Annotated in this window: 23 protein-coding genes, 1 tRNA gene and 1 other RNA gene; 14 read left to right on the top strand and 11 right to left on the bottom strand. The window is 75.6% G+C overall.

The genetic code is table 11. The features are described 5' to 3' along the window. Positions 1-18: 18 nt before the first annotated feature. Entirely contained in the window at positions 19-315 is a 297-nt protein-coding gene (locus AAHH18_RS13270) for a GNAT family N-acetyltransferase (RefSeq protein ID WP_343301941.1), read from the top strand. Positions 316-328: 13 nt separating this feature from the next. Here AAHH18_RS13270 and AAHH18_RS13265 read toward each other — a convergent pair whose 3' ends face one another. The 3 genes from AAHH18_RS13265 to pgm all read right to left on the bottom strand — a co-directional run bounded on the left by AAHH18_RS13265 (position 329) and on the right by pgm (position 3,035). After that, complete coding sequence (locus AAHH18_RS13265; RefSeq protein ID WP_283318534.1) at positions 329-1,006, bottom strand: HAD family hydrolase; 678 nt, start codon at positions 1,004-1,006, stop codon at positions 329-331. 51 nt (positions 1,007-1,057) lie between these two features. Further along, the gene (locus AAHH18_RS13260; RefSeq protein WP_283318533.1) at positions 1,058-1,222 is read right to left on the bottom strand and encodes a hypothetical protein; all 165 of its coding nucleotides are present in this window, start codon (positions 1,220-1,222) and stop codon (positions 1,058-1,060) included. A 142-nt stretch (positions 1,223-1,364) separates the two neighbouring features. Next, complete coding sequence (gene pgm, locus AAHH18_RS13255; protein WP_343301940.1) at positions 1,365-3,035, bottom strand: phosphoglucomutase (alpha-D-glucose-1,6-bisphosphate-dependent); 1,671 nt, start codon at positions 3,033-3,035, stop codon at positions 1,365-1,367. 95 nt (positions 3,036-3,130) lie between these two features. Here pgm and AAHH18_RS13250 point away from each other — a divergent pair, with 95 nt between their 5' ends. The 3 genes from AAHH18_RS13250 (at position 3,131) to AAHH18_RS13240 (ending at position 5,604) form a co-directional block, all read left to right on the top strand. Continuing rightward, positions 3,131-3,958 (top strand): DUF5926 family protein, encoded by an 828-nt coding sequence (locus tag AAHH18_RS13250; protein WP_343301939.1) that lies wholly within the window; start codon positions 3,131-3,133, stop codon positions 3,956-3,958. Between the two features lie 415 nt (positions 3,959-4,373). Then, positions 4,374-5,135, top strand: a complete 762-nt coding sequence (locus tag AAHH18_RS13245; RefSeq protein WP_283321916.1) for a glycosyltransferase family 2 protein — start codon at positions 4,374-4,376, stop codon at positions 5,133-5,135. Positions 5,136-5,229: 94 nt separating this feature from the next. Then, positions 5,230-5,604, top strand: coding sequence for a VOC family protein (locus AAHH18_RS13240; protein ID WP_343301938.1), 375 nt, complete (start codon positions 5,230-5,232; stop codon positions 5,602-5,604). Positions 5,605-5,646: 42 nt separating this feature from the next. On the opposite strand, the gene AAHH18_RS13235 is transcribed toward AAHH18_RS13240, so the two are convergent. Both AAHH18_RS13235 and AAHH18_RS13230 read right to left on the bottom strand, forming a co-directional pair. Further along, entirely contained in the window at positions 5,647-6,864 is a 1,218-nt protein-coding gene (locus AAHH18_RS13235) for a Fic family protein (protein WP_343301937.1), read from the bottom strand. A 222-nt stretch (positions 6,865-7,086) separates the two neighbouring features. After that, positions 7,087-7,171: transfer RNA gene (locus AAHH18_RS13230), tRNA-Ser, on the bottom strand. A gap of 130 nt (positions 7,172-7,301) precedes the next feature. Here AAHH18_RS13230 and AAHH18_RS13225 point away from each other — a divergent pair. The 5 genes from AAHH18_RS13225 to AAHH18_RS13205 all read left to right on the top strand — a co-directional run bounded on the left by AAHH18_RS13225 (position 7,302) and on the right by AAHH18_RS13205 (position 12,283). Beyond that, positions 7,302-7,994 (top strand): AAA family ATPase, encoded by a 693-nt coding sequence (locus AAHH18_RS13225; protein WP_343301936.1) that lies wholly within the window; start codon positions 7,302-7,304, stop codon positions 7,992-7,994. A gap of 25 nt (positions 7,995-8,019) precedes the next feature. Beyond that, positions 8,020-8,116: signal recognition particle sRNA small type (gene ffs, locus AAHH18_RS13220), an RNA gene on the top strand. Between the two features lie 147 nt (positions 8,117-8,263). Beyond that, positions 8,264-9,139 (top strand): ABC transporter ATP-binding protein, encoded by an 876-nt coding sequence (locus AAHH18_RS13215; protein WP_343301935.1) that lies wholly within the window; start codon positions 8,264-8,266, stop codon positions 9,137-9,139. Beyond that, positions 9,136-10,512 (top strand): FtsX-like permease family protein, encoded by a 1,377-nt coding sequence (locus AAHH18_RS13210; protein WP_343301934.1) that lies wholly within the window; start codon positions 9,136-9,138, stop codon positions 10,510-10,512. The genes AAHH18_RS13215 and AAHH18_RS13210 overlap by 4 nt, the downstream gene beginning before the upstream one ends. A 124-nt stretch (positions 10,513-10,636) precedes the next feature. Beyond that, a complete protein-coding gene (locus tag AAHH18_RS13205; protein ID WP_343301933.1) occupies positions 10,637-12,283 on the top strand; it encodes a serine/threonine-protein kinase in 1,647 nt (548 codons plus the stop codon). 88 nt (positions 12,284-12,371) lie between these two features. Here AAHH18_RS13205 and AAHH18_RS13200 read toward each other — a convergent pair whose 3' ends face one another. Further along, complete coding sequence (locus tag AAHH18_RS13200; protein WP_343301932.1) at positions 12,372-12,803, bottom strand: Lrp/AsnC family transcriptional regulator; 432 nt, start codon at positions 12,801-12,803, stop codon at positions 12,372-12,374. A gap of 69 nt (positions 12,804-12,872) precedes the next feature. On the opposite strand from AAHH18_RS13200, the gene AAHH18_RS13195 reads away from it, so the two are divergent. The 4 genes from AAHH18_RS13195 to AAHH18_RS13180 all read left to right on the top strand — a co-directional run bounded on the left by AAHH18_RS13195 (position 12,873) and on the right by AAHH18_RS13180 (position 18,219). Next, a complete protein-coding gene (locus AAHH18_RS13195) occupies positions 12,873-13,595 on the top strand; it encodes a LysE family transporter (protein WP_343301931.1) in 723 nt (240 codons plus the stop codon). Between the two features lie 147 nt (positions 13,596-13,742). After that, a complete protein-coding gene (locus AAHH18_RS13190) occupies positions 13,743-14,951 on the top strand; it encodes an alpha-hydroxy acid oxidase (RefSeq protein WP_343301930.1) in 1,209 nt (402 codons plus the stop codon). Further along, entirely contained in the window at positions 14,948-16,402 is a 1,455-nt protein-coding gene (locus AAHH18_RS13185; protein WP_343301929.1) for an FAD-binding oxidoreductase, read from the top strand. Before AAHH18_RS13190 ends, AAHH18_RS13185 begins: the two co-directional genes overlap by 4 nt. A gap of 50 nt (positions 16,403-16,452) precedes the next feature. Then, complete coding sequence (locus AAHH18_RS13180) at positions 16,453-18,219, top strand: ATP-binding protein (protein WP_343301928.1); 1,767 nt, start codon at positions 16,453-16,455, stop codon at positions 18,217-18,219. A 71-nt stretch (positions 18,220-18,290) separates the two neighbouring features. On the opposite strand, the gene AAHH18_RS13175 is transcribed toward AAHH18_RS13180, so the two are convergent. The 5 genes from AAHH18_RS13175 to AAHH18_RS13155 all read right to left on the bottom strand — a co-directional run bounded on the left by AAHH18_RS13175 (position 18,291) and on the right by AAHH18_RS13155 (position 22,734). Next, on the bottom strand, positions 18,291-18,494 hold the full coding sequence (locus AAHH18_RS13175; RefSeq protein WP_283318519.1) for a hypothetical protein: 204 nt from the start codon (positions 18,492-18,494) through the stop codon (positions 18,291-18,293). Positions 18,495-18,563: 69 nt separating this feature from the next. Continuing rightward, a complete protein-coding gene (locus AAHH18_RS13170; RefSeq protein ID WP_283321915.1) occupies positions 18,564-19,163 on the bottom strand; it encodes a methionine ABC transporter permease in 600 nt (199 codons plus the stop codon). 62 nt (positions 19,164-19,225) lie between these two features. After that, positions 19,226-20,296 (bottom strand): methionine ABC transporter ATP-binding protein, encoded by a 1,071-nt coding sequence (locus AAHH18_RS13165; protein ID WP_343301927.1) that lies wholly within the window; start codon positions 20,294-20,296, stop codon positions 19,226-19,228. A gap of 112 nt (positions 20,297-20,408) precedes the next feature. Next, positions 20,409-21,308, bottom strand: coding sequence for a MetQ/NlpA family ABC transporter substrate-binding protein (locus AAHH18_RS13160; protein WP_343301926.1), 900 nt, complete (start codon positions 21,306-21,308; stop codon positions 20,409-20,411). A gap of 514 nt (positions 21,309-21,822) precedes the next feature. After that, the gene (locus AAHH18_RS13155; RefSeq protein WP_283318516.1) at positions 21,823-22,734 is read right to left on the bottom strand and encodes a MetQ/NlpA family ABC transporter substrate-binding protein; all 912 of its coding nucleotides are present in this window, start codon (positions 22,732-22,734) and stop codon (positions 21,823-21,825) included. A gap of 621 nt (positions 22,735-23,355) precedes the next feature. Here AAHH18_RS13155 and AAHH18_RS13150 point away from each other — a divergent pair. Then, positions 23,356-25,463 (top strand): DNA polymerase III subunit gamma and tau (locus tag AAHH18_RS13150; protein WP_343301925.1); only part of this gene is annotated, 2,108 nt, incomplete at its 3' end.

Genomic DNA, 25,463 nt, shown 5'->3' with positions numbered 1-25,463 from the left:
GTGACGCATACTCGCGGGATGGCGGACGTGGACGTGCGGGACGTGCCGGAGCGGCAGCGGTTCGAGGCGGTGGGCCCCGACGGTGCGGTGCTGGGTGTCGCGGAGTACGAGCGCAGGCCCGGGGTCGTGGTGTTCGCGCACACCGAGGTCGACCCCCGGCAGGAGGGGCACGGGATCGGCTCCACGCTCGTCCGGTCCGCCCTCGACCTGGTCCGTGCCTCGGGCGACCGGATCGAACCGGCGTGCCCGTTCGTGCGGGCGTTCGTCGCCGAGCACCCGGACTACGCGGACCTGGTCGCCGGCACCGGGGACTGAGGCGGGGCCGGCCTCAGCGCAGGACGGCCGCCAGGGCGCTCGCGTCGAGGTCGCGCAGCACCTCGGCCACGTCGTCGTGCACGGCCACGGCGCCCGCCTCGGTCAGCTCGGCCGCGGAGGTGCCGCCGCTGCGGACGGCCACGCACGGCACGCCCGCGCGGACGGCCGCCTGCACGTCCCACACCGAGTCGCCGACGAAGACCGCCCGGTCGGCGGGGACGCCGGCACGCTCGAGGGCCACCTCGACCAGCTCCGGCTCGGGCTTGGCCTCCTCGACGTCCTGCGAGGCCGTGACCTGCACGAGGTCGTCGACGTCGAGCACCTCGCGCAGCCGCTCGACCTCCTCGGGTGCCGCGGAGGTCGCGAGCACCACCCGGGCCCCGCGGTCCGCGAGGTCCCGGACGAGCTCGCGGGCGCCGTCGAACGGCCGGAGCAGCCCGGCGAGGTCCGCGTACCGGGCGGTGTGCTCCTGCTTCACCCGGTCGGCCAGCGCCTCGGTGTCGTCGCCGAGCAGCTCGCGCAGCAGCCGCCCGGAGCCCATGCCGATCCGCCGGTGCACGCGCCAGGCGTCGACGGGGTGGTCGGCGGCGGCGAACGCCTGGACCCAGGCGTGCACGTGCAGGTAGTTGGAGTCGACGAGCGTGCCGTCGACGTCGAACAGGACGGCGCCGGGTCCGGGGGTCTGCGTCATGGCCTCCGGTCTACCGCCCGGTGCGCGTCCCCGCGCGCCGAGCCGCCGCGGTCAGGGGTTGAGGAACGAGCCGGGGTCGGCGTCGCTCGTGCCGGCGTCCGGCATCGACCGCGCGACCTCCTCGTCGCTGATCTCCTCGTCGCGGACGGCGTCCACGTCGGGGTCGGTGACGGCGTCCGGTGCGTCGTCGGGGACGGGGGTGCTGGACTCGCTCATCGCGTGCTCCTTCGCTCGGTAGCGACCCGGTGCGGGCCGCCCCGAGCGGTCACCGGCCGTCGCCGGCCCACGTCGCCGCGGAGGCGGGCACCGGCACCGCCGGGGCGGCCCACGCTAGGCCCGCCGGCGGCGACGCGCGCGCTCAGCCGAGCGCGTCGGAGACGACGTCCTTCGCGGCCTCCTGGACCTGCGCGAGGTGCTCGGGGCTGACGAACGACTCCGCGTAGACCTTGTAGACGTTCTCCGTCCCGGAGGGGCGCGCGGCGAACCAGGCGTTCTCGGTGGTCACCTTCAGCCCGCCGATGGCCGCCCCGTTGCCGGGGGCCTGTGTGAGCTTGGCCGTGATGTCCTCGCCGGCGAGCGTCGTCGCCGTCACCTGCTCGGGCGAGAGCCGGCCGAGCGTGGCCTTCTGCTCGAGCGTCGCCGGGGCGTCGACCCGCGCGTACCAGGACTCGCCGAACTCCCCGACGAGCTCCGCGTGGTGCTGCGACGGCGTCCTGCCGGTGGTGGCGAGGATCTCGGAGGCCAGCAGCGCGAGGATGATCCCGTCCTTGTCGGTCGTCCACACCGAGCCGTCGGTGCGCAGGAACGACGCGCCGGCCGACTCCTCGCCCCCGAAGCCCACGGAGCCGTCGAGCAGCCCCGGCACGAACCACTTGAATCCCACGGGCACCTCGAGCAGGCGGCGTCCGAGGCTGCCCGCCACCCGGTCGATGAGCGACGAGGACACGAGGGTCTTGCCGATCGCGGCGTCGCCGGGCCAGCCGGGGCGGGCGCCGGAGTACAGGTAGCGGATCGCCACCGCGAGGTAGTGGTTCGGGTTCATGAGCCCGGCGTCCGGCGTGACGATGCCGTGGCGGTCGGAGTCGGCGTCGTTGCCGGTGGCGATGTCGAACGGCGCGTCGGCACCCATCGCCGTGACGAGCGACGCCATGGCGGACGGCGACGAGCAGTCCATCCGGATCTTGCCGTCCCAGTCGAGCGTCATGAACGACCACTGCGGGTCGACGCGCGGGTTCACGACCGTGAGGTCGAGGCCGTAGCGCTCCGCGATCGCCCCCCAGTACTCGACGGACGCCCCGCCGAGCGGGTCGGCGCCGATCCGCACGCCGGCCGACCGGATGGCGTCCAGGTCGACCACGTGCACCAGGTCGTCGACGTACGCGCCGAGGAAGTCGTGCTTGCGGGTGGTGTCGGCGGCGAGCGCGGCGTCCACGCTGACGCGCGGCACCCGGTCGACGCCCTGCGCGAGCAGCTCGTTGGCGCGGTCCGCGATCCACGAGGTCGCGTCGGAGCCGGCCGGGCCGCCGTGCGGCGGGTTGTACTTGAAGCCGCCGTCGCGGGGCGGGTTGTGCGAGGGGGTCACCACGATGCCGTCGGCGAGGCCGGGCCCGCTGGCCCGCACGCCCTCCGAGGTCGCGGCCCCGTTGTGGAGCAGGATCGCGTGGGAGACGGCCGGCGTCGGCGTCCAGGAGTCGCGCGCGTCCACCCGGACCTCGACGCCCGCGGCCGCGAGGACCTCGAGCGCCGTCCGCCAGGCCGGCAGCGACAGCCCGTGCGTGTCGCGCCCGATGAACAGCGGGCCGTCCGTCCCCTGCCCGCGGCGGTACTCGACGATCGCCGCCGTGATCGCGACGATGTGCGCCTCGTTGAACGCGCCGTCGAGGCTGGACCCGCGGTGGCCGCTCGTGCCGAACACCACCCGCTGGGCGGGGTCGTCCAGGTCGGGGCGGCGGTCGTGGTACGCCGCGAGCATCGCGTCGACGTCGACCAGGTCGGAGGGCTGGGCGGGGGTTCCGGCGCGGGGGTCCATGCCGTCGATCCTGCCACCGAAGCGCGCGGCGCGGCGGGCCGGACGGGAACCTGTGGACAACCGGACGCGGGCGTCCCGGCCGGTAGCCTGGGGGCATGGCCTCAGCATCCGACGTCGAGTTCGTCCTGCGCCCGTTCGAGGGTCTCCCCGGGGAGCCCGACTGGGTCGCCCTGCGCGAGCTCGTGCCCGCCGCGACCGCCACCGCCCGGACCGTCGCCGAGCACGGGGCGCGCGACGTGGTGGTCACCACGGTCCTGCCGTCCGGGTGGTCCGCGCTGCACCGCGCCGACGGCGTGGTCCTGCTCGCGCTCCAGACCGTCGGGGGCTCGGGCGACGCCAGCCGCGACCTCGCCGCCGCGCTGCTCGAGGCGCTCGACGCGGAGCCCGGCACGGCCGTCCAGCAGTCCGGCCTGCCCGGCCCCGGCCCGCGCCTGCAGGACGTGCTGGACCTGACGGTGCCGTTCGAGGTCACCGTCGAGGACGGCTTCGGCTACTGGATCGCGCCGGACACCGAGATGACGCCCGAGCTGAAGGCGGCCGTCGAGGAGGCCGACGCCGGCGTCGTCGACACGCACAAGGTGCCGGGCGTCGAGGCGGCGTACTGGGTCCGCATGGGCGCCCGCGAGTACCTGCGCTGGGCGCAGCCGCACGACGAGCAGCAGGTCATCGACGGCCTCGCCCGCCTGCACGGACGCCGCGAGTCGGGCTTCGACGGCGCGAAGTTCATCGGCTACTTCCGCTCCAACGGCCTCGTCGTCCCGGTGTGGGAGCTCGCGCGCGGGTCGGAGGCGGAGGACGTCGAGGCGCCGCTCGCCGCGTTCGCGCCCGTGTTCGAGGCGGCGATCGCGGACACCGAGCCGCTCGACGCGAACGCCCGCCGTGCGCGCGCCGGCATCGTCGCCCGGCAGGTCACGCTGCGCTGACGCGGACCACAGCACCGGCGGGGGCCGGGCCGGGCGACGTCCCGGCCCGGCCCCCGCCGTCCGCGGCCCCCGGACCTCCCCGCCTCCGGTCCGCGTGCCCGGGCCGAGCCGCTGGTGACGAGGCCGGGCCGCCGGTGTGACCGTCCTGTGCAGCCTCCGCGTGTCCGGGGCCCGGAAGGGGTCGAGGACGTGCCGGATCGTTAGGCTGTCTCGGGTGACGGGCGAGGCGCAGGACAGGACCGAGGGACGACCGGTCGCCGACGGTCCTGCCCCTGAGCCCGCGGGCGCCACCGACGCCCCCGACGACGCCGGGTCCGGAGCGGCCCCGGACGCGTCGACCCCAGACGCGGACGCGGCCCCGACGCCCCCGGCAGGGCGCAAGCCCCGCCGTCACCTGCCGCAGCCGACCGCCCCGATCGACACCCCCACGACGACCACCCGCACCGGGCGCTCCCGCCAGCGCGTCGCGGTCGTCATCCCCGCGAAGGACGAGTCCCGCCGGATCGCCGCGACGGTCCGCTCCGCGCGGGCGATCCCGCACGTCGACCTCGTGCTCGTCGTCGACGACGGCTCCGAGGACAACACGCAGCACGTCGCCCGGGAGGCCGGCGCGGTCGTCGTGCGGCACTCGCACAACCGCGGCAAGGCGTCCGCGATGGAGACCGGCGCCGCCGTCGTCGCGATGCGGGACGCCCCCGACCGCCCGCCGCGCCTGCTGCTCTTCATCGACGGGGACCTCGGCGACACCGCCGTGAACACCGCGCCCCTGGTGCCGCCGGTGCTCGAGGGCACGGCCGACGTCTCGATCGCCCTGCTGCCGCCGCAGCCCGGTGCCGGTGGCCGCGGCATCGTGGTCGGCGCCGCCCGCCGGGCCATCCAGTCGATGACCGGGTGGACGCCGACCCAGCCGCTGTCCGGGATGCGCTGCCTCACCCGGGAGGCGTTCGAGGCCGCCACGCCGCTCGCCCGCGGCTGGGGCGTGGAGACCGGCATGACGATCGACCTGCTCCGCAAGGGCTTCGTCGCGGTGGAGGTGCCGTGCGACCTGCGGCACCGCCCCTCCGGCAGCGACCTGCGCGGGCAGATGCACCGGGCCGCGCAGTACCGCGACGTGCAGCTCGCCGTCGCCGCCCGACGCCTGCGCACGTTCGCGTCGCCCCGCCGCGCCAAGGGCTGACCTCCGGCCGTCCGGGCGCGCTGTCGGGGGTCGTCCGTACGCTGGACGGAGCCGACCCCGCGACGGTGCGGGGTCACCGGCCCGGGGAGCGGACATGGCACACGGCGACATCACGCACATCGACATCCCGGTCGACGACGTCGAGCGGGCGAAGGGCTTCTACGGCGCGCTGTTCGGCTGGCAGATCCAGGAGTACCCCGGGTTCGAGGGCTACCCGATGTGGCAGGCTCCGAACAAGGTCAGCGGCGGCGGCCTCGCACCGCGCAGCGAGGGGTTCGACCAGCCGCGGTCCTACGTCGAGGTCGACTCCATCGACGAGACGCTGCGCCGGGTCACCGAGCTCGGCGGACGGGTCGTCGTGCCGCGCAGCGAGATCGACGCGACGAGCTGGTGGGCCGCGTTCATCGACACGGAGGGCAACCAGGTCGGGCTGTACGAGGGCACGACCGGCGGCGACGCCGGGTCGTGAGGCGCGAGCACGCCGGGGCCTCGCTCGCGGAGCGTGCGACGATCACGACGAGAGAGGTTCGTCGGGTGCCGGCACACCGCCGATCGGCGCCGAGATCGCAGCCAGGACGTCCCTCGCGACGAACGCACGGTTGTACGTCCCGTGCGGGCCGCTGAGGATGCCGAGGTCGACGAGCTTCATGACGGCCTGGTTCGTGGACGGTGGTGTCTTGCCGAACGCGCGGACGAGTCGTGGGACCGTGACGATCGGGTCCGCGATGAGGGCCTCCGCGATGTCCCGCGCGAGGCCCTTGATGCTCGCCGTCTGCAGCAGAGCGACGTAGCGCTGCTGGATGGCGAGGAGGCGGTTGACCCGCTGGAGGGTGTCGTCGGCGGACGCCTGGACACCGGTCGCGAAGAACCGGATCCAGGTGTCCCAGTCGCCAGTGGCCGAAACCTCGGCGAGATGGTCCTGGTAAGCCGCACGCCGGATCTCGAACCAGGGCGACACGCTGAGGAGGGGCTGCTCGACGAGCTTGGCGACCATCAGGTGCAGGACGACCAGGAGACGACCGATACGCCCGTTCCCGTCGTTGAAGGGATGGAGTGTCTCGAACTGGTAGTGAGCCATCGCGGCGGAGACGAGCGGCTCGCGCGGCGAGCTGACGTCGTTCATCCAGTCCACGAGATCACGCACGGCGATGTCGAGCTCGATCCCAGGTGGCATCGGAACGAAGCGGGCGTCTTCGAGCGTGCCGTTGGCGCTCCCGATCGCGACCTGCGTGTGCCGGATCCTGCCTGCGTCCGCGGTGTCGGCAGGAGTTCCTCTCACGAGGACGCCGTGCACCGACTCGAGCAGCCCGACGGTGATGCGGTCCTGGGCTGTGATGCTCGCGAAGGCGGCGCCTGCGGCGTCCACGTAGTTCATCACCTCGGCCACTTCGGCGCTCAGCGTCTCGCTGCTCGCACGGTCCGCGGCGAGCACCTGCTCCAGCGGCGCGAATGTCCCCTCGAGGGCAGACGTGCTCTGCGCCTCACGCCGGAGCGTCGGGCCTCGGAGGAGATCAGCGCGGGGGATCTGCCGGGAGGCTTGATCCAGGCGGGCCAGCGCGCGGTTCGCGCCGTTCACGGCGTGCCAGGTCGCAGGGAGCAGCGTGGGCTCGGCGCCCAGCGGCGAGGCGACGAAGGCGACGTGCTCGTACGGCCGGGCCGTCCTGCCGTCCGTCCCCCGGATGGGGACGAGATGTCCGACCGGGCTGCTGGTGAAGCGTACGACGTCCACAAATGAAGGCTAACACCGCGCGAGACTTACAATTGGGTCCGGCTTCGAAGGTTCGCCTGCATCGGCGGAGGTGGATGTGTGCCACACCTCGGCACAGACTGCGATCACAGCCGTGCAACTCAGGTCCGCTCACCGTCGTCAGACCGCGTGCGAGCCGGGGACACCCGTCGACGACGAAGGGCCCGCTGCCCACATCGCTGCGGGAACGGGCCCTTCTTCCGGCGGAGGATGGGGGATTCGAACCCCCGAGGGCTTGCACCCAACACGCTTTCCAAGCGTGCGCCATAGGCCACTAGGCGAATCCTCCCGGCCCGTAGAGGGTACCCGAGCCCGGGGGGTGCTCGGAAACTGCGCCTGAGCGGCGTCCCCGGGGCGCCGGCCCGGTGTGGTGGGCTGTCCCCGTGCCCCTGACAGGTCCCGCGCTGCCGGTCCGACGCGTGCGTGCGGACGCGCGCGAGCCCGTCGACGCCGGGGCGTGGTTCGCCCGGGTCCCCGCGGTGGCTCAGGTGCTGCGGGACGGGTGGGACCTGGGGGCCGCGACCGTGCTGGTCGGGGAGAACGGCGCGGGCAAGTCGACGCTGGTCGAGGCGCTCGCGATGGCGTTCGGGATGGGCGCGGAGGGCGGGTCGACGGGCGCGCGGGGCGTGACGCGCGCGTCGGAGTCCGCGCTGTGGCGGCACCTGGTGCTGGAGCGCGGCGCGGGCGCCTCGAAGCGGGGGTTCTTCCTGCGGGCCGAGACGATGCACGGGTTCTTCACCTACCTGGAGGACAACCCGTCGCCGGCGGACCTGGCGTTCCACGAGATGTCCCACGGCGAGTCGTTCCTGGCGCTCGCGGAGGACCGCATGCGCAGGCGGGGGCTGTACGTGCTGGACGAGCCGGAGTCGGCGCTGTCGTTCACCGGGTCGCTGGCGCTGCTCGCCCACCTGCGGCGGCTGGTGGCCGGGGGCGCTCAGGTGGTGCTGTCGACGCACTCGCCGGTGCTCGCGGCGCTGCCGGGTGCGCGGGTCTGGGAGGTCGGCGGGTGGGGGCTGCGGGAGACCCGGTGGGAGGAGACGGACCTCGTGCTGTCGTGGCAGGGGTTCCTCGCCGGACCGGAGCGCTACCTGCGTCGGCTCGACGCGGAGTGACCCCGCGGCTGCGTTAGGCTTGGGGGCAGACCCCTCGTGCGGCGTCATCTCGCTGAACCCCCCCAGGGCCGGAAGGCAGCAAGGGCAGGTGAGCTCTGGCGGGTGTGCGGGGGGTCCTTGCACGCCCGGGGTCGGCAGCGCGGATGACGGGGCCTCCGACTGCGGGCGGACGCGACGCGGCGCCTCCGACCGCGGTCGCACCGGCCCCGCCCGCAGGACGCGACCGCGGGCCGACGCGGCCGCCCGGCGCCCGCGACGACGCTGGGGGCATGACCGAGCCGCACGCCTTCCCCGTCCCCTCCCCGGCCGCCCCGCCCGCGGCAACCCCGCCCGCTGCGGCACCGACCGCGGCGGCGCCACCCGCGGCCGCCCCGTACGGCGCCCCGCCGGCGCCCCCGCGCCTGTCCGCCCGGGGGCTGGTCAAGCGCTTCGGCGCGACGACGGCGCTGGCCGGGGTGGACCTCGACGTCGCCCCGGGCGAGTCCGTCGCCGTGATGGGGCCGTCCGGGTCGGGCAAGTCGACGCTGCTGCACTGCCTGGCGGGCATCCTCGTGCCGGACTCCGGCAGCGTCGCGCTGTCGGGCCGGACGCTGCACGACCTCGACGAGCGCGGGCGCTCGCTCGTGCGGCGGCGCCAGTACGGGTTCGTGTTCCAGTTCGGGCAGCTGCTCGCGGAGCTGCCGGCGGTCGAGAACGTGGCGCTGGCCCCGATGCTGCTCGGCACGTCCCGCAAGGAGGCGACGGCGCTCGCCGTGCGCTGGCTCGGGTCGCTGGGGCTGGCGGGCATGGAGGGGCGCCGGCCGGGCGAGCTGTCGGGCGGGCAGGCGCAGCGCGTCGCGGTGGCGCGGGCGCTCATCACCGGGCCGGAGGTCGTGTTCGCGGACGAGCCGACCGGGGCGCTGGACCAGGCGACGGGCGAGGACGTCATGCGGGTGCTGACCGAGACGACCCGGCTCGCGGGGGCGTCGCTGGTGCTGGTGACGCACGACGCCGGCGTCGCCGCGTGGTGCGACCGGCGGGTGGAGGTGCGGGACGGCCGGGTCGTCGCCGACGTGCGGCAGGCACCTCGCGCCGGCGCCCCGGCCGCCGCTGCCGGGTCCGCGTCCCCGTCCGCTCCGTCGACCGCGCCCGGCGGTGCCCGGTGAGCGCCGTGCTCGCGCTGGCCCCGCGACTGCGCTCCGCGGGCGGCCGCGACAGCCGGCTGACGACGGCCCTCGCGGTGGCGGCGTTCGCCGTGATGACGGCGCTGACGCTGTCGGTGGTGGGAGGGCTGCTCGGGTTCCTGGGACGCGCCGCCGACCCGGTGGGTGCGTACCAGCGCGAGAACGCCGACTTCTACGTCGTGCTCGCCTGGACGGCCCTGGTGCTGCTCGTCGTCCCGCTGCTGACGCTGGGCGGGTCGGCGGCGCGGCTCGGCGTGGCGCGCCGGGACGCCCGGCTCGCGACGCTGCGCCTGCTGGGCGTCACGCCGCGGGAGGTCGTCGCCCTCACCGTGGTCGAGACCGCCTGGCAGGGGCTCGTCGGGGCGGCGGCCGGGGTGGTCGGGTACGTCGCGCTGCTGCCGGTGTGGACGCGCGTGCCGTTCCAGGGCTCGACGTTCTCGGCGGCCGAGCTCTGGGTGGGGTGGCCCGTCCTGGTGGCGGCGGCCGTGGCGGTGCCCCTGCTCGCCGTGGTCAGCGGGGTCGTGTCGCTGCGCCGCGTCGTGGTGTCGCCGCTCGGCGTGGCCCGTCGGCAGACCCCGCCGGGGCTGCGTGCGGTGCGCGCGGTCGTCGCCGTCGTCGCGATGGGCGTCTTCATGGTCGTCCTGGCCGGGCTCGGGCAGCTCGGAGCCGCGGCGGCCACGTTCGCCGTCGCGTCGCTCGCCCTGGGCTTCGGCGCGCTGAACCTCGTCGGGCCGTGGGTGCTCGGGCTGGCCGGGCGTCTGCGCGTGCGCTGGGCGCGGACCCCGGCGCAGCTCCTCGCCGCGCGCCGGCTGGTGGACGACCCCCGCGCGGTGTGGCGGGTGGTCGGCGGGCTCGGCCTCGCCGGGTTCGTCGCCGGGTCGCTCGCCGTCCTGCCCGTGCTGGCGTCCGGTGGCGCGGGCGACGGTGCGAGCGCGGCGGACGTGGCCGCCGCCGAGACGATGTCCGGGGACCTGGTGCGCGGCGGGATGCTGACGCTCGTCATCGCGTTCCTGGTGGCGGCGGCCTCCGCGGGCATCACGCAGGCCGCGGGCGTGCTGGACCGCCGGCGCGAGTACGCGCTCCAGGTGCTCGCGGGGACGCCGGTCGAGCTGCTCGACTCGGTGCGGCGTCGCGAGGTGCTGGTGCCGATGCTGCTCGTCGGCGTCGGGTCCGCTGCCGCCGCGGTCGTCATGTTCTCTCCCCTGCTCGGCCTGACCGGCGTCAGCGACCCCCGCGGGCTGCTGCTGCTCGTGACGTGCCTCACCGCGGGCTGCCTGCTGGTGCTCGCGGCGACGGAGACGAGCCGCCCGCTGCTGCGCACCGTCCTGGCGGAGACGCAGGTCAGGCCGGACTGACTCCCCCGTGGCCGCCTCCGGGGCCGGCGTCGCCCGTCACCGGGACGGGGGACGCCGGTCCCGCTCGACGCGCGCGCTCGCCGATCCGCGGCGATCCTGGTGCCACCCGTCGAGGAGGTCCCGCGTGAGCGAGAGGCGTGCGGAGGACGCACGCGCCGAGGAGCCGTGCCCCACTGCGCCGGCTGCCGACGCGCCGCCCCGCGAGCGTGTGCTCGGCAGCGGCACCGTGCTGTCCGGTCGGTACGTCCTCGGCGACCGCCTGGGTCGCGGCGGCATGGCCGAGGTGTACGCCGCGCGTGACGACGTGCTGGGCCGTGACGTCGCCGTCAAGGCGTTCCACCCCTCGAACGCCGGGCCGGTGGCGGACGAGAGGCACCGCGCCGAGATGCAGCTGCTCGCGCGGCTCAGCCACCCGGGGCTCGTCACCGTCTTCGACGCCGGCACGGCCGAGCTGGCCGGCGGGGAGCGGCAGGACTACCTCGTCATGGAGCTGGTGCGCGGTCCGTCGCTCGCGACGCGGGTGGCGGCCGGGCCGATGTCGGCCGACGAGACCGCCGTCGTCGGGGCGCACGTCGCGGAGGCGCTCGCGTACATCCACGACGAGGGCGTCGTGCACCGCGACGTGAAGCCCGCGAACATCCTGCTGCCCGCGGAGGAGCGGTCCGGTGCGACGGTGCCGTGGACCAAGCTGGCGGACTTCGGGATCGCCCGCGCGCCGTCCGACGAGCACCTCACCGTGGCCGGCGAGCTGCTCGGCACGCCGTCCTACCTCAGCCCGGAGCAGGCGACCGGGGGACCGCTGACGCCGGCGTCCGACGTCTACGCCCTCGGGCTCGTGCTCGTCGAGTGCCTCACCGGCGAGCGGGCGTTCCCGGGCACGCCCATCGCGTCCGCCGTCGCGCGCCTGCACCACGCCCCGCCGATCCCGCGCCACCTGGGGCCGCGCTGGGCCGGGCTGCTGACGGCCATGACAGCCCTCGAGCCCACCGACCGCCCCGGCGCCGTCGCGGTGGCGGAGGAGCTGCGCGCGCTGCTGCGGCCCGCGGCGGCCGGGCTCGTCACCGGCGACGTCGGCTCCGCGACCGTGCCGCTCGGCGTCGTGGTGCCGCCGGTCGTCGGGGCCCCCGGCCGCTCGGAGCCCGGCGTGGCGGTCGCCGACGACGAGGGTGAGCCCACGCAGGCGGTCTCCCCGGCGCAGCGCGCCGACGGCGACGCCCCCGCGGTCGCGGCCGCCGCGCCCCCTGTGGACCTCGCCCGCGCGCGCCGGACCCGCCGCCGGGCGGGCGCGCCGCGTCGTGGCGGGCTGCGTGTCGCGGCCGTGTCCGTCGCCGCCGTCGGCGTGACCGCCGCCCTGCTGGGCGCTCGCGCGCTGGGCGAGCGCCCGCCGGTGGCGGACCCGGAACCGGCCGCGACCGTGAGCGCCGGCCGCACCGCCGACCCCGTCGAGGAGCCCGCCGACAGCACGACGACGGCGCCCGGGGGTGCGGCGACCGAGCCCTCCGACACCGCGGTGCTCGTGGACGCCTCGGTGGAGAGCGACGGGGCAGCCCCGTCGGACGAGCCGGCGGTGTCCGGGGACGGAGCGGCTGCCACGGACCCCGGCTCCGGTCCGGGGTCCTCGGGCGGTGCCGCGGAGGCCGACCCCGGGAGCTCGTCGGGACCCGGGCGCTCGTCGGGCGGTGGCCCGCCGGCCGACCGGGGGCAGGGCGGCGGTGCGGGTGGCACGACGGCCGAGAAGGCGAAGGACCGTGCGGGTCCCCCCGGGGACTAGCGGGCGAAGGACCGCAAGGGCGGCCCGGGCGCGGGCTGATCGCGCCGGGCTGGGAACGGGCTCGTCGCGGGCTCCGGACGGGGTCCCGTCAGCCGCCCGGGTTCCGCAGGGCCAGGCGCGAGAGCGTCTGCACGGCGCCGTCGTCCCGCTTCATGGCGCGCACCAGGCGGTCCAGCCCCGCCGCGTCCGGGACGACGGCGTGCACCAGGTAGTCGTAGCCGCCGGTGACGTGCACGGCGTCGAGCACCTCGGGCCGGGCGACGGCGGCGCGCCGGAACGTCTCGGAGTCGGCGTCCGGCGCGAGGCGCACGTCCACGAACACCTCGAGCCCCGCGCGTCCGCGGTCACCCGCCGCGGGCGCGCGGACGGTGAAGCCGCCGATGCGTCCGTCGTCGAGCATGCGCCGCACGCGGGCCGCCGCGGCGTTCGGGGACAGCCCCACGCGCGCCCCGAGCTCGCGGTACGGCAGCCGCGCATCCACGGTCAGCTCACGGAGGATCGCGTCGTCCACGGTGTCCATGCCGCGATTGTCGCAGCCGAGGTGCGCGATGTGTGGTGTCCCCGGTCCGGTCCGCGGGATCCTCGCCGCATGCCCGCCCTGCTCGACGCGCCGGCCGCGTCCGCTCTCGCCGCGGGCGTGCTCGCCGGGCTCGGCGTCGCCGTCCCGCTCGGCCCGGTGGGGGTGCTCGTCGCGCGGACCGCCGCGCTCGACGGGTGGCGCCACGGGATGGCCGCCGCCGGGGGTGTCGCGGCGGTCGACTGCGGCTACGCGGTGGTCGCCGCGACGGGCGGCGCGGCGCTCGCGCGGGCGCTCGCCGGGCGCGAGCGGGCGCTGTCGCTCGGCGCCGCGGCGGTGCTGGTGGTGGTCGGCCTCGTGCTGCTGCGTGCGGCGCTGACGGCGCCCCGCGGTCCGCTGGCGGAGGCCGTCGCCGCGCCGGGCCCGGGGTCGATGCAGGGCCCGGGGTCGACCCCGGAGCCGGGGTCGGTGCCCGGCCCGGGGCCGCTTCCGGGGCTCGCGACATCGACCCGGCGCCCGCTCGCGGTGGCCGGGCGCTTCGTGCTGCTCACCGCGGTCAACCCGCTGACCGTCGTCACCTTCGCCGCGGTGGCCGCGTCCGTCCCGGGCCGCGCTGCCGGCGTCTGGTTCGTGGTCGGGGTCGCTGCCGCGTCGGGGGCGTGGCAGTCGGTGCTCGCCGGTGCCGGGGCGGTGCTCGGGCGACGGGTCGGTGCCGCCGGACGCCGCGCCACCGGGGTGGTCGGCGCGGGCGCGGTGCTGGCCGCCGCCGTCGTCGCGCTCGCGCGGGCGGTGTGAGCCCGCCGCACCCCCGCGTCGCTGCACGTCACCCCTGCGTCACCGCCCCTCGCCGACTGAGACGTCCCGCCCCGCGCCCCGCCCGCGGGGCTACGGTGCCGGGGCGGGGCCCGGAGCCGCCGGGCCCGTCCGGCGAGGAGGCGACCCGTGCGGCGACGGCTGCAGACCTGGTCCGAGCTCAGACCCCTGGTGCGGATGCGTCCGCTGGAGCTGGACCCGGTGGCCCGCCGGCTGTCCCGGGCGTACACGGTCCGGGACCTGCGGACGGTCGCCCGGGCCCGCACCCCGCGGTCGGTCTTCGACTACGTGGACGGCGCCGCGGAGGCCGAGGTGTCGCTGCGCCGCGCCCGGCGGGTGCTGCGCGATGTCGAGTTCCGGCCGTCGGTGCTGCGGGACGTCGGCGACGTCGACCTGTCGACCACGGTCCTGGGCCGCACCGCGCAGGCGCCGTTCCTGTACGCCCCCACCGGCTTCACGCGGATGATGCAGCACGAGGGCGAGCGGGCCGTCGCGCGCTCCGCGGCCCGCACCGGGGTCCCGTACACGCTGTCGACCATGGGCACGACGTCGATCGAGGAGCTCGCCGACGCCGCGCCGGACGGCCGGAACTGGTTCGGGCTGTACGTGTGGAAGGACCGCGGCGCGTCCACCGAGCTCATGGAGCGGGCGAGGGCCGCCGGCTACGAGGCGCTGGTCATCACCGTGGACGTCCCGGTCGGGGGAGCCCGGCTGCGGGACAACCGGAACGGCTTCAGCATCCCGCCGGCGCTGTCCGTCAAGACCGTCGTCGACGGCGCGCTGCACCCGTCGTGGTGGCTGAACTTCCTCACCACCGAGCCGCTGCGGTTCGCGACGCTCGACTCCTGGCAGGGCACGATCGAGGAGCTGGCCTCGCACATGTTCGACCCGACGGTCGAGCTCGCCGACCTGGCATGGGTGCGCGAGCACTGGGACGGCCCGCTCGTCGTGAAGGGCGTGCAGACGGTGGCCGACGCGGAGCGCGTCGTGGGCGCCGGCGCGGACGCCGTCGTGCTGTCGAACCACGGCGGGCGGCAGCTCGACCGGGCGCCCGTGCCGCTGACCCTCGTGCCGGAGACCGTGCAGGCGCTCGGCGACCGCGCCGAGGTCTACGTCGACACCGGCTTCTCGAACGGCGCCGACATCGTGGCGGCGGTCGCGCTCGGCGCCCGGGCCGTGATGCTCGGCCGCGCCTACCTGTACGGCCTGATGGCGGGCGGCGAGCGCGGCGTCGACCGGGTCGGCGAGATCCTGACCACCGAGATCGCCCGCACCCTGCGCCTGCTCGGCGTGCGGTCGCTGGCCGAGCTCACCCCCGACCACGTGAGGCTGCCGTGACCGCGACCCGCACGCCCGTCGACCCGGCCGCCGACGGCCCGGCCCCGGTCCCCGTCCCCGCGCCGGACGCCGCCGCGCTCGCGGCCGTCCTCGCCGACCTGCGTGCCGCGTTGCCCGCCGAGGCCCTGGTCACCCACCCCGGCACCCTGCGGGGCCGCGCGCAGGACGGCTCGGCGACCCCGCCCACCGGCGACCCGGTCGCCCTGGTGCAGCCGTCGACCACCGCCGAGGTCTCCGCCGTGCTCCGCGCCGCGCACGCCCACCGCGTGCCGGTCGTGCCGCAGGGGGCGCTCAGCGGGCTGGCCGGCGGCGCCAACGCCGTCCCGGGCGCGATCCTGCTGTCGACGGCCCGCATGACCCGGATCCGCCGGATCGACCCGGTCGACCGGGTCGCCGTCGTCCAGCCCGGCGTCGTCACGAAGGACCTGGTCGACGCGGTGGCCGCGCGCGGGCTGTTCTACCCGCCGGACCCGGCGTCGTACGCCCAGAGCACGATCGGCGGGAACATCGCGACGAACGCGGGCGGGATGCGGTGCGTGAAGTACGGGGTGACCCGGGACTTCGTGCGCTCGCTGGAGGTGGTGCTCGCCGACGGGGAGGTCGTCCGGACGTCGCCGGAGACCGTCAAGGCCGTGGCCGGGCTGGACCTCACCGGCCTGGTGGTCGGCTCGGAGGGCACGCTCGCGGTCGTCACGGAGGCGACGCTCGGGCTGCTGCCCGCCCCGGGCCCGGACCGCGGGGTGTGCGCGACCTTCGCCACGGTGGCCGACGCGCTCGACGCGGCGAACGCCGTCGTCGCGAGCGCGCACCGGCCCTCGACGCTCGAGCTCCTGGACGGCGTCGTGCTCGCGTCCCTCGTGGCGTACGACCCGGACGCCGGGCTGCCTGCGGGCGCCGAGGCGATGCTGCTGGCCATCACCGACGAGGCGCTCGGTGGCGCCGAGGACGTCGCGGCGTACGAGGCGATCGCCCGGGCGCACGGCGCGGTCACGGTCGACGTCGCGCACGACGAGGAGCGGCTGCACGCCCTGATGCGCGCCCGGCGCGCGTTCAACCCGGCGATGCGGGCGGTGCGCGGCGGCTCGATCAACGAGGACGTCGCGGTGCCGCGCACCCGGCTGCCCGAGCTGCTGGAGCGGCTCGGCGAGATCTCCGCGCAGTCCGGGCTGCCGATCGGCACCGGCGGCCACGTCGGCGACGGCAACCTGCACCCGGTCATCGCGTTCGACCCCGCCGACCCGGCCCAGGTCGCGGCGGCCGCGGACGCCCACGCGCGGATCCTGGGTCTGGCGGTCGAGCTCGGCGGCACCGTGACGGGCGAGCACGGGATCGGCACCGAGAAGCGCGGCGCCCTGGCGGGCGAGCTCGGCGAGCGGGTCCTGGCGATCCAGCGCGGGATCAAGGCGGTCCTCGACCCGCGCGGCATCCTCAACCCGGGCAAGAAGCTCTGAGCCCTCAGATCCACACAACCCCGCCGACTTTGTGCATGTAAATTGTGGATGTGGATCACGGTGAGCTGACGTCGCTGGTCGCTGCACTACGTGACGAGGGAAGCGACTCGGCCACCGTCGAGGCCAAGTCCGCCCGCCACGGGTTCCCGACGGACCTCGCGAAGACCATCAGCGCGTTCGCGAACACGCCGGGCGGAGGTGTCGTGCTGCTCGGCCTCGACGAGCGTCGTGGCTTCGCATCGGTGCCGGTCTACGACGTCGGGGATGCGCAGGCGAGAGTCGCGACGATCGCCCGCCGCGACGTCGTCCCGCCGGTGATGGTGGACGTCGGGCTGCGGCAGGTCGACGGACGCTCGCTCGTGGTCGCAGAGGTGCAGGAGTCGCCGGCCGCATCCAAGCCCGTCCGGGTGCGCCGCTCGCAGAAGGCCTATCTGCGCGCGTACGACGGCGACTTCGAGATGTCGGCGCTGGAGGAGCAGGCGCTGATCGCGAACCGGGATCACCCTCGATCCGATCGGCAGCCTGTGGCCGGGACGTCGGTGGACGACCTCGACGCGGACCTGCTCTCGGCCTACCGACGGACCTGCCGGACATCGTCGTCGGCGCTGAGCCGATTCGATGACGACGAGCTGCTGCTCCGCACCGGAGTCGTGCTGCCGGACGGCCGGCTGACACTGGCGGGGCTGCTGTCGCTCGGTGTGTATCCGCAGCAGTTCGTCCCGAATCTGGTCATCCAGGCGAGCGTCGCCCCCCGCGCCGGCGACCCCGAGGGCACGCGCGCCTCGGACATGAGGAAGTTCGACGGCCCGCTGCCCCTCATGCTGGACGAGGCCACGCAGTGGGTTCAGCGGAACACCCGCACGCGCCTGCGATTCGGCGACGACGGGCACGGTCGGGACGAGCCGGAGTACCCCCTGACGGCCGTTCGCGAGCTGATCGCCAACGCCGTGATCCACCGGGACCTCGGGCCGCATGCGATGTCGTACCCGGTCTCGCTGGTGCTGGAGCAGACTCAGCTGGTCATCGCGAACCCCGGCGGGTTGTGGGGAATCACCGTCGACCGGCTCGGGCATGACCGCATCAGCTCCGCGCGGAACGACTCCCTGGTGCGTATCGCGCAGAACGTCCGCCTCGCCGACGGCCGCCGGGTCGTCGAAGCCCTCGCGTCAGGCATCCCCGACGTCCTGGCGAGCCTCCGTGCCGCCGGGATGGTGCCACCGGTGTTCCACGACCTCGGAGTGCGCTTCACCGTCCGCATGCCGAACCACGCGCTGCTCGCCCCCGCGGACCTCCAGTGGCTCGCCGCGATCGATCTGCCGCTCAACGACGCGCAGCGCCACGCGCTCGTCGCGATGCGGCACGGCCAGGTGTGGACGAACAGCTCGTTCCGGGCAGCCTTCCCCCGCGACTCGACGGCGGCCAGGGCCGATCTCCAAGGGCTCGTGGACGCGCGCCTCGCCACGGCTCACGGAGAGCGCGGCGGGCGCACCTACTCGCTCGCGCCGGAGGTGGCGGCCGGCAGGCTGCCCGAGCCGTTCGACCTGTTCGCGGCGATCAACACGCTTCCCCGGCTCGCTCCCGAGGAGGGACGGATCAGCCGACGGGAGGAGAACGCCAGAACCCTGCTCGCGGTGCTCGGCGACGGGCCGCGAAGTGCCGCCGAGCTCTCGGCTGTCACCGGGATGACGCGCAGGCGCGTGGAGTATGCGCTCGACCTGCTCCGGGGTGACGGACGCGTCCGGCTCGAGGGGCGGCGTGGTGTGCGCGGTTCGGTCTACATCGCGAGCTCGGTGGTCTCCCGGTCCGAGGACGGCTGATCCCGCGCCCCGGCGATGGACGCAGCAGCCGGAGCCGGGGACCACTCGGCAGGGATGATCACTGCCAGAGCTCAGCGCAGGAACGCGAACACCAGCACCCCCAGGGCGACCACGACGACGGGCGCCGCCCCCAGCAGCAGGGACCGCGTCGACGCGGGCGTCGTGCGGGGCCCGTCCCGGAAGCTCGGGGCGAGGGGGTTCTGGTTCATCCCCGGTCGCTCGCCGATCCCGCGCTCGTCGCGCCACGGCTCCTGTTCGCGCTCGTCCTCGCCCACGGTGCGCCCCCTCCGGCCGGTCGGTGCCCCCAGTGTGCCCGCCCGCGGTCGCCCGCGGGCGGGCACCCGTCAGCGGCGCAAGATCTTGCGGGCCAGCGTGTTGCCCAGCAGCTGCGCCAGCTGGACCATCACGACGATCACGGCCACGGCGGCCAACGTCGCGACGTCGTTGAACCGCTGGTACCCGTAGACGATCGCGAAGTCGCCGAGCCCGCCGGCGCCGATCGCCCCGGCGACCGCCGTCATGTCGACGATCCCGACGAACAGGAACGTGAACCCGAGGATCAGGGGGCCGAGCGTCTCGGGGACGATCACCGTCATGATGATCCGGAGCGGTCCGGCGCCCATGGCGCGCGCCGCCTCGATCACGCCCGGGTCGAGCGCCACGAGGTTCTGCTCGACGATGCGCGAGGTCGCCACCGTCGCCATGATCGACAGCGCGGGGATCGCCGCCTCGACGCCGTACGAGGCGCCGGTCAGGGCGATCGTGAGCGGGCGGACGGCCGTGATGAAGATGATGAACGGGATCGGCCGGATGATGTTCACCACGATGTTGAGCACGGTGAACACGGCGCGGTTCTGCAGGATGTTCCCGCGCCGCGTGACGTAGAGCGCGACGCCGAGGGCGAGGCCGCAGAGCCCGCCGATCGCCAGCGCCGCGATCGCCATCTGGAGGGTCTCGCCGAGGGCGGCCCAGAGAGTCGGCCACAGGGACGTGCCGTTGGGCGTGGTCACGCGCCCACCTCCTTGCTCGCGGGGCCGGCGTGGTCGCCGTCCGGGGCGTGCTCGATCACCTCGGTGTGCGCGCGCAGGTCGGCGAGGAACGCGTCGACCGCGGCGTCCGGGCCCTCGAGCGCGAACGTCAGGGAGCCGAGCGGGCGGGAGTTCACCTCGGTGATGCCGCCGAACACGACGTGCCCGTCGATGCCGTGGGCGCGCAAGCGCTCCGTGACGACGACGCCGGCGGTCGCCTCGCTCTCCCGGATCGCGATCGTGACGATCCGGCCGGCGTGCCGCTCGCGCAGCCGGGCGACCACGTCGGGCCGCGGGCGGTCGTGCAGCGCGGCGCCGATGAACCGCCGCGTGATGGGCTGCGTCGGCTCCGCGAACACGCGGTAGACGTCGCCCTCCTCCACGACCTTGCCGTGCTCCATGACGGCGACCCGGTTGCACAGGTACGAGACGACGGACATCTCGTGGGTGATGACGACGATCGTGACGCCGAGCTCCCGGTTGACCCGGCGGAGCAGGTCCAGCACGTCCTTGGTGGTCTCGGGGTCGAGGGCGCTGGTCGCCTCGTCCGCGAGCAGCAGGGCCGGCGACGTCGCGAGCGCCCGGGCGATGCCGACGCGCTGCTTCTGCCCGCCGGACAGCTGGTCGGGGTACTGCTTGGCCTTGTCGGACAGCCCGACGAACTCCAGCAGCTCCTTCACGCGCGCCTCGCGCTTGGCCCGGGGCCACCGGGCGACCCGCAGCGGGTACGCCACGTTGCCGGCGACCGTGCGGGACTTCAGCAGGTTGAACTGCTGGAAGATGAAGCCGATCCCGGCGCGGGCGGGGCGCAGGCCGCGCTCGGACAGCCCGGTGAGCTCGGTGCCGTCGACCACCACCTGCCCGGAGGTCGGCGTCTCGAGCGCGTTGACGAGCCGGACGAGCGTGCTCTTGCCCGCGCCGGAGGAGCCGATCACGCCGAACACGTCGCCGCGCTCGATGTCGAGCGTGACGCCGTCGACGGCGCGGACGGGACCGGAGGTCCCGTCGAACACCTTCGTGACGTCACGCAGGGAGACCATCGCGGTCATCGGGTCACCGTCCTGGGGTGGGGTCGCCCGCGGTTGCGGGTGTCGGGTGCCGGCGTCGCGCCGGCGGGCGGTCGTGCGCCGGGCGACCCGCGGGCCGCCCGGCGCCGGGTCGTCAGCCTGCGGTGCGGACCTGGTCCTCGAGCTCCGCGAGGCTCGTCTGCAGCTCCTCGGCGCTCAGGTCCTGCTCGACGGCGGTGCCCTGGTTCTCCTCCAGGAGCTGGCCGATGACCTCGTCGCGGTGGTAGATCTCGATGAGCTCCGCGTACACCGGGTTGTCGGCGTCCTCGGACCGGGCGACCCAGACGTTCACGTAGGGCCGGGCCGTGTCCGTGTCCTCGAGGTCGGAGTAGATCGCCGTGGTCGGGTCGATGCCCGCGTCGGCGGCGAAGTTGTTGTTGACCACCGCGGCGTCCAGGTCCTGCAGCTGGATCGCGGTCTGGTTGGCGTCGACGGGGACGACCGTCACGCGGGAGGCGGCCTGGTCGATCTCGGCCGGGGTGGACAGCGCGTTGCCGCCGCCCTCCAGGGTGATGAGGCCGGCCGACTGGAGCACCAGCAGCGCGCGCGCCTGGTTGGTCGGGTCGTTCGGGATGGCGACCTCGCCGCCGTCCGGGATCTCGTCCGGCGAGGCGTAGCCCTTCGTCGTGTAGAGGCCGAGCTGGTAGATGACCGTCGCGCCGATGGGCGCCAGGTCGTCGTCCGCGCTCACGTTGTAGTTCGCCAGGAACAGCAGGTGCTGGAACTGGTTCAGCTCGAGCTGGCCCTCGCTGAGCACCGGGTTGGGCTGCTGGTAGTCCGTGAAGTTCACCAGCTCGACGTCGATGCCCTCCTCGGCCGCGAGCTCGGTGAACGTCGTCCAGTAGGCCTTGGACTCGTCCGTCACGCCGACCCGCACGGTCACGCGGTTGTCCGGGTCCGCGGCGGTCGGGGCGGCGGCGGGCCCGCCGCCGGAGCAGGCGGCCAGCGCGCCCACGGCGAGGGCGGCGAGGACGGCGGTCAGTCTGCGCTTCATGGTGGTGCTGCCTTCCGGTGGTTCTGAGCGGGGATCCGTCGCGGGGGCGAGCCCGGTGCGGGCCGGTGGCCGGGTCCGCAGGACGGTGGCGTGCGGGGGTGCGCGGCGCCGGGGGGTGTGGCTCTCCGGCGGCGGTCCGGTACCGGGCGGCGCGGGGCCGTCGGCGTCAGGGCCGGGTGGGCGTCCGGTCGGGCCGCTCGTCAGGAGCGTCGGGCCGGGCGGGACGTCCGCCGGGGGAGGGCCGTGCTGCGAGGGTGCAGCGTCAGCACATTCGCTGACGACAGCACATGAGCCCGCAGGACGCCCCGGCCATGGCGCGCACCTGCTGCGCGCGGCGCTCGGAAGCGGCGTGGGTGCTCACGTGCTCGACTCCTGTCCCTGGGGGGCGGACGCGGGCGACCCTAACACCTGCCCGGAGCGCCGCGTCCGCCGGTCTCACGGCGTCGCCACGCCCTCCCGCGCGCGGACGGCGCCGGCCCCGGGGCGGGACCGGCGCCGTCCGGCGGCGCGGGGCTCAGGCGTTCTCGCGGACCAGGTCCTCGAGGTCCGCGAGGTCGGACCGGAGCTCCTCGGCCGGCACGTCCTCGACCACGGCGGTGCCGCCGTTCTCCTCGATCAGCTGGTCGGTGACCTCGGGCGAGTGGTAGATCTCGATGAGCTGCGCGTACACCGGGTTGTCGGCGTCCTCCGCCCGGGCGACCCAGATGTTGAGGTACGGCCGGGCGGTGTCGGTGTCCTGCAGGTCGGAGTAGATCGCCGTCGTCGGGTCGATGCCCGCGTCCGTCGCGAAGTTGTTGTTGATGACGGCGCCGTCCAGGCTCTGCAGCTGGACCGCGGTCTGGTTGGCGTCGACGGGGACGACCGTGACCGTCGACGCGGCCTCGTCGATCTCGGCCGGCGTGGAGAAGGCGTTGCCCCCGTCGGTCAGGGAGATCAGCCCGGCCGACTGCAGCACGAGCAGCGCACGGGCCTGGTTGACGACGTCGTTCGGGATCGCGATCTCGGCGCCGTCCGGGATGTCGTCCGGGGAGGCGTAGCCCTTGGTCGTGTAGAGCCCGAGCTGGTAGATCGCCGTCGAGCCGATGGGCTGCAGGTCGTCGTCCGAGCTCACGTTGTAGTTGGCCAGGTACAGCAGGTGCTGGAACTGGTTGAGCTCCAGGTCGCCCGAGCTGAGGATCGGGTTGGGCTGCGTGTAGTCGGTGAAGTTCACCAGCTCGACGTCGATGCCCTCGTCAGCGGCGAGGTCCGTGAACGTCGTCCAGTACTCCTGGGCCTTGTCGGTGACGCCGACGCGGACCGTGACGCGGTTGTCCGCGTCGGCCGTCGCGCTGGCCCCGGCCGAGCTCTCGCCGCCGCCGGACGCGCAGGCGGCGAGCGACGCGGTGGCGGCGATCGCGGCGATCCAGGCGGTCAGTCTGCGCTTCATGGGGGTGTGCCTCTCGCGTAGGCCCGGCGGGGGTCGTGCCGGGTCGGGGGTGGTGCGGGGTTCGGGGGTAGCGGGGTGACCGGGGGCCGGCGGTGCGCGGCGCCGCCCCGGGGCGTCGGGCGCGGGCGGCGGTGGTCGCACCGCGGGCCGTGGCGGGTGACGGGGCGCCGCCTCGGGCCCTGCGTGCGGGACGGGGCCGTGCCGGCGGCTCGTGCGGTCGCGGTGCGGCGGGCCGTCAGGCCGTGGCGGTACAGCGACAGGCGACGGCCTGCGCGGCGGCGCACATCGAGAGGCGGCAGGTGGTCGTGGCGTGCTCGCGCATCGTGCTGCCTCCTCCTCGGGGGCCCGGGCGGACCGTGGGCGGCCCGCGATGCGGCGAAACTAGCGCCGCGTCTCGCAGCATGGAACGGCGCGTCCGACATGCGGGACGTCGTGTCGCGCGCGTGACGCGGGCCGCGCCGGCACCGCCCCGTCCGCTGCCGCCGCGGCCCGCGCGCGCCGAGGCCCGGGTGGGGAGTCGCGCGCGCCGGGCGCCCCCGCCGGAGGAGAAGCGCTCGCGCCGTCCCCAGCCGACCTCGCCGGGGTCCCGGCGTGTGGGCTGCCACCTCTAGAGTTCTGGGGGTGACGACAGCCCTCTACCGCCGCTACCGGCCCGAGACCTTCGCGGAGGTCGTGGGGCAGGACCACGTCACCGGTCCGCTCCGCCAGGCGCTGCGCACGGGGCAGACGAACCACGCGTACCTGTTCTCCGGCCCGCGCGGCTGCGGCAAGACGACGTCGGCGCGCATCCTCGCGCGCTGCCTCAACTGCGCCGAGGGGCCGACCGACACCCCGTGCGGCGTGTGCGAGTCGTGCGTCGAGCTCGCGCGCGGCGGCCCCGGCAGCCTCGACGTGGTCGAGATCGACGCGGCCAGCCACGGCGGCGTCGACGACGCGCGCGACCTGCGCGAGCGCGCGACGTTCGCCCCGGCGCGGGACCGGTACAAGGTGTTCATCCTCGACGAGGCGCACATGGTGTCGCCGCAGGGGTTCAACGCCCTGCTGAAGATCGTCGAGGAGCCGCCGGAGCACGTGAAGTTCATCTTCGCGACGACCGAGCCCGACAAGGTCATCGGCACCATCCGCTCGCGCACCCACCACTACCCGTTCCGGCTCGTGCCGCCGGACGTCATGGTCGGCTACCTCGAGCAGCTGTGCCGCGCCGAGGGCGTGCAGGTCGGGTCCGGCGTGCTGCCGCTGGTCGTGCGCGCGGGCGGAGGGTCCGTCCGCGACTCGCTCTCCGTGCTCGACCAGCTCATCGCGGGCTCGGGCCCCGAGGGGCTCGACTACGAGGCCGCGGTCGCGCTGCTCGGCTACACCCACGCGTCCCTGCTGGACGACCTCGTCGAGGCCGTGGCCGCCCGGGACGGCGCCAGCGCGTTCCGCGTCGTCGAGCGCGTCATCGCCACCGGCCACGAGCCGCGCCGGTTCGTGGAGGACCTGCTCGAGCGGCTGCGCGACCTCATCGTCCTCGCGGCGTCCGGCGACGCCGCGGCGGCCGTGCTCCGCGACGTGCCGGGCGACCAGCTGACGCGGATGCAGACGCAGGCCGCCCACCTGGGCGCGGCCGAGCTGTCCCGGTCCGCCGACCTCGTCAACACCGCGCTCACCGAGATGACCGGGGCGACGTCGCCCCGGCTCCACCTCGAGCTCCTCATGGCGCGGCTGCTCCTGCCCGCGCTGGACGACTCCGCGGCCGGGCTCGGCGCACGCCTCGACCGGCTCGAGCGGGACGGCGTCCGCGTGGGCGGTGGCTCCGCCCCGGCCGCCGGGCGGGAGCCCGCGGAGGTGGCCGGGGCGCGTCCGTCGGCCGGGGCCTTCACGCCGGCCGCACCGGTGGAGCGCGTCGCGGTCGTGACGCCGGCCGCACCGGTCGAGCGCGTCGCGGTCGTCGCGCCGGTGGCCGCTCCCGTGCAGGACGCGGGGGCGCGGGCCGGGTCGGCGCCGGGCGGGTCGGCACAGGACGAGACGCCGGCCGGGTCGGCGCAGGGCGCGGCGCAGGCCGGGTCGGCGCAGGCCGGGTCCGTCGTCGACGCGCCCGCCGACGAGGCACCGCTCGCGCCGCCGGACGACGTGTCACCCCCCACTCCCGAGCCGGCCCCCGTCGCCGCCGCGGACGCCGACGGCGACACCTCGTGGCCGGACGTCCCCGCGCCGGGCCGGCGCGAGGCCGCGGGCCCCATCCCCGACGAGGAGCCGTCCGACGCCCCGGAGGAGCCGGAGCCCGTCGGCCCCGCAGAGCCGGCGGCGGTGGTCCACGACGTGCCGGTCGCCGAGCCCGTCGCCCCGGTGGAGCGCCCGGTCGGCGCGCCCGGCGGCGGCGACACCGAGGTGCTGCGCCGGCGGTGGCCGGAGGTGCTCGACACTCTCGGTCGGCTCAAGAAGACCACGTGGGTCCTCATCAGCCAGAACGCCCAGGTGGTCGAGCTCGACGCGACGACCCTGCGCCTCGGCTTCTCGGCCCCCGGGCTGGCGTCGGCGTTCCGGTCCGGGCCGCACGCGGACCTCGTGCAGCAGGCGGTGCGCGAGACGCTCGGGTTCTCGGTGAAGGTCGAGCCCGTGCTCGCCGGCCCGGGCTCCGCCCCGGGGCGGTCCGCCGAGCCGCAGGGCCCGGCGCCCGCCGGTGGCCGCGGAGGCGCCCCGTCCGCCGCGGAGGCGGCGGCCTCGTGGGACGCGCCCGCGCCCCGGCC

It is taken from the genome of Cellulomonas olei (genome assembly GCF_039548315.1).
Taxonomy (GTDB): domain Bacteria; phylum Actinomycetota; class Actinomycetes; order Actinomycetales; family Cellulomonadaceae; genus Cellulomonas.
This window is presented reverse-complemented; position numbering and strand designations above follow the sequence as displayed.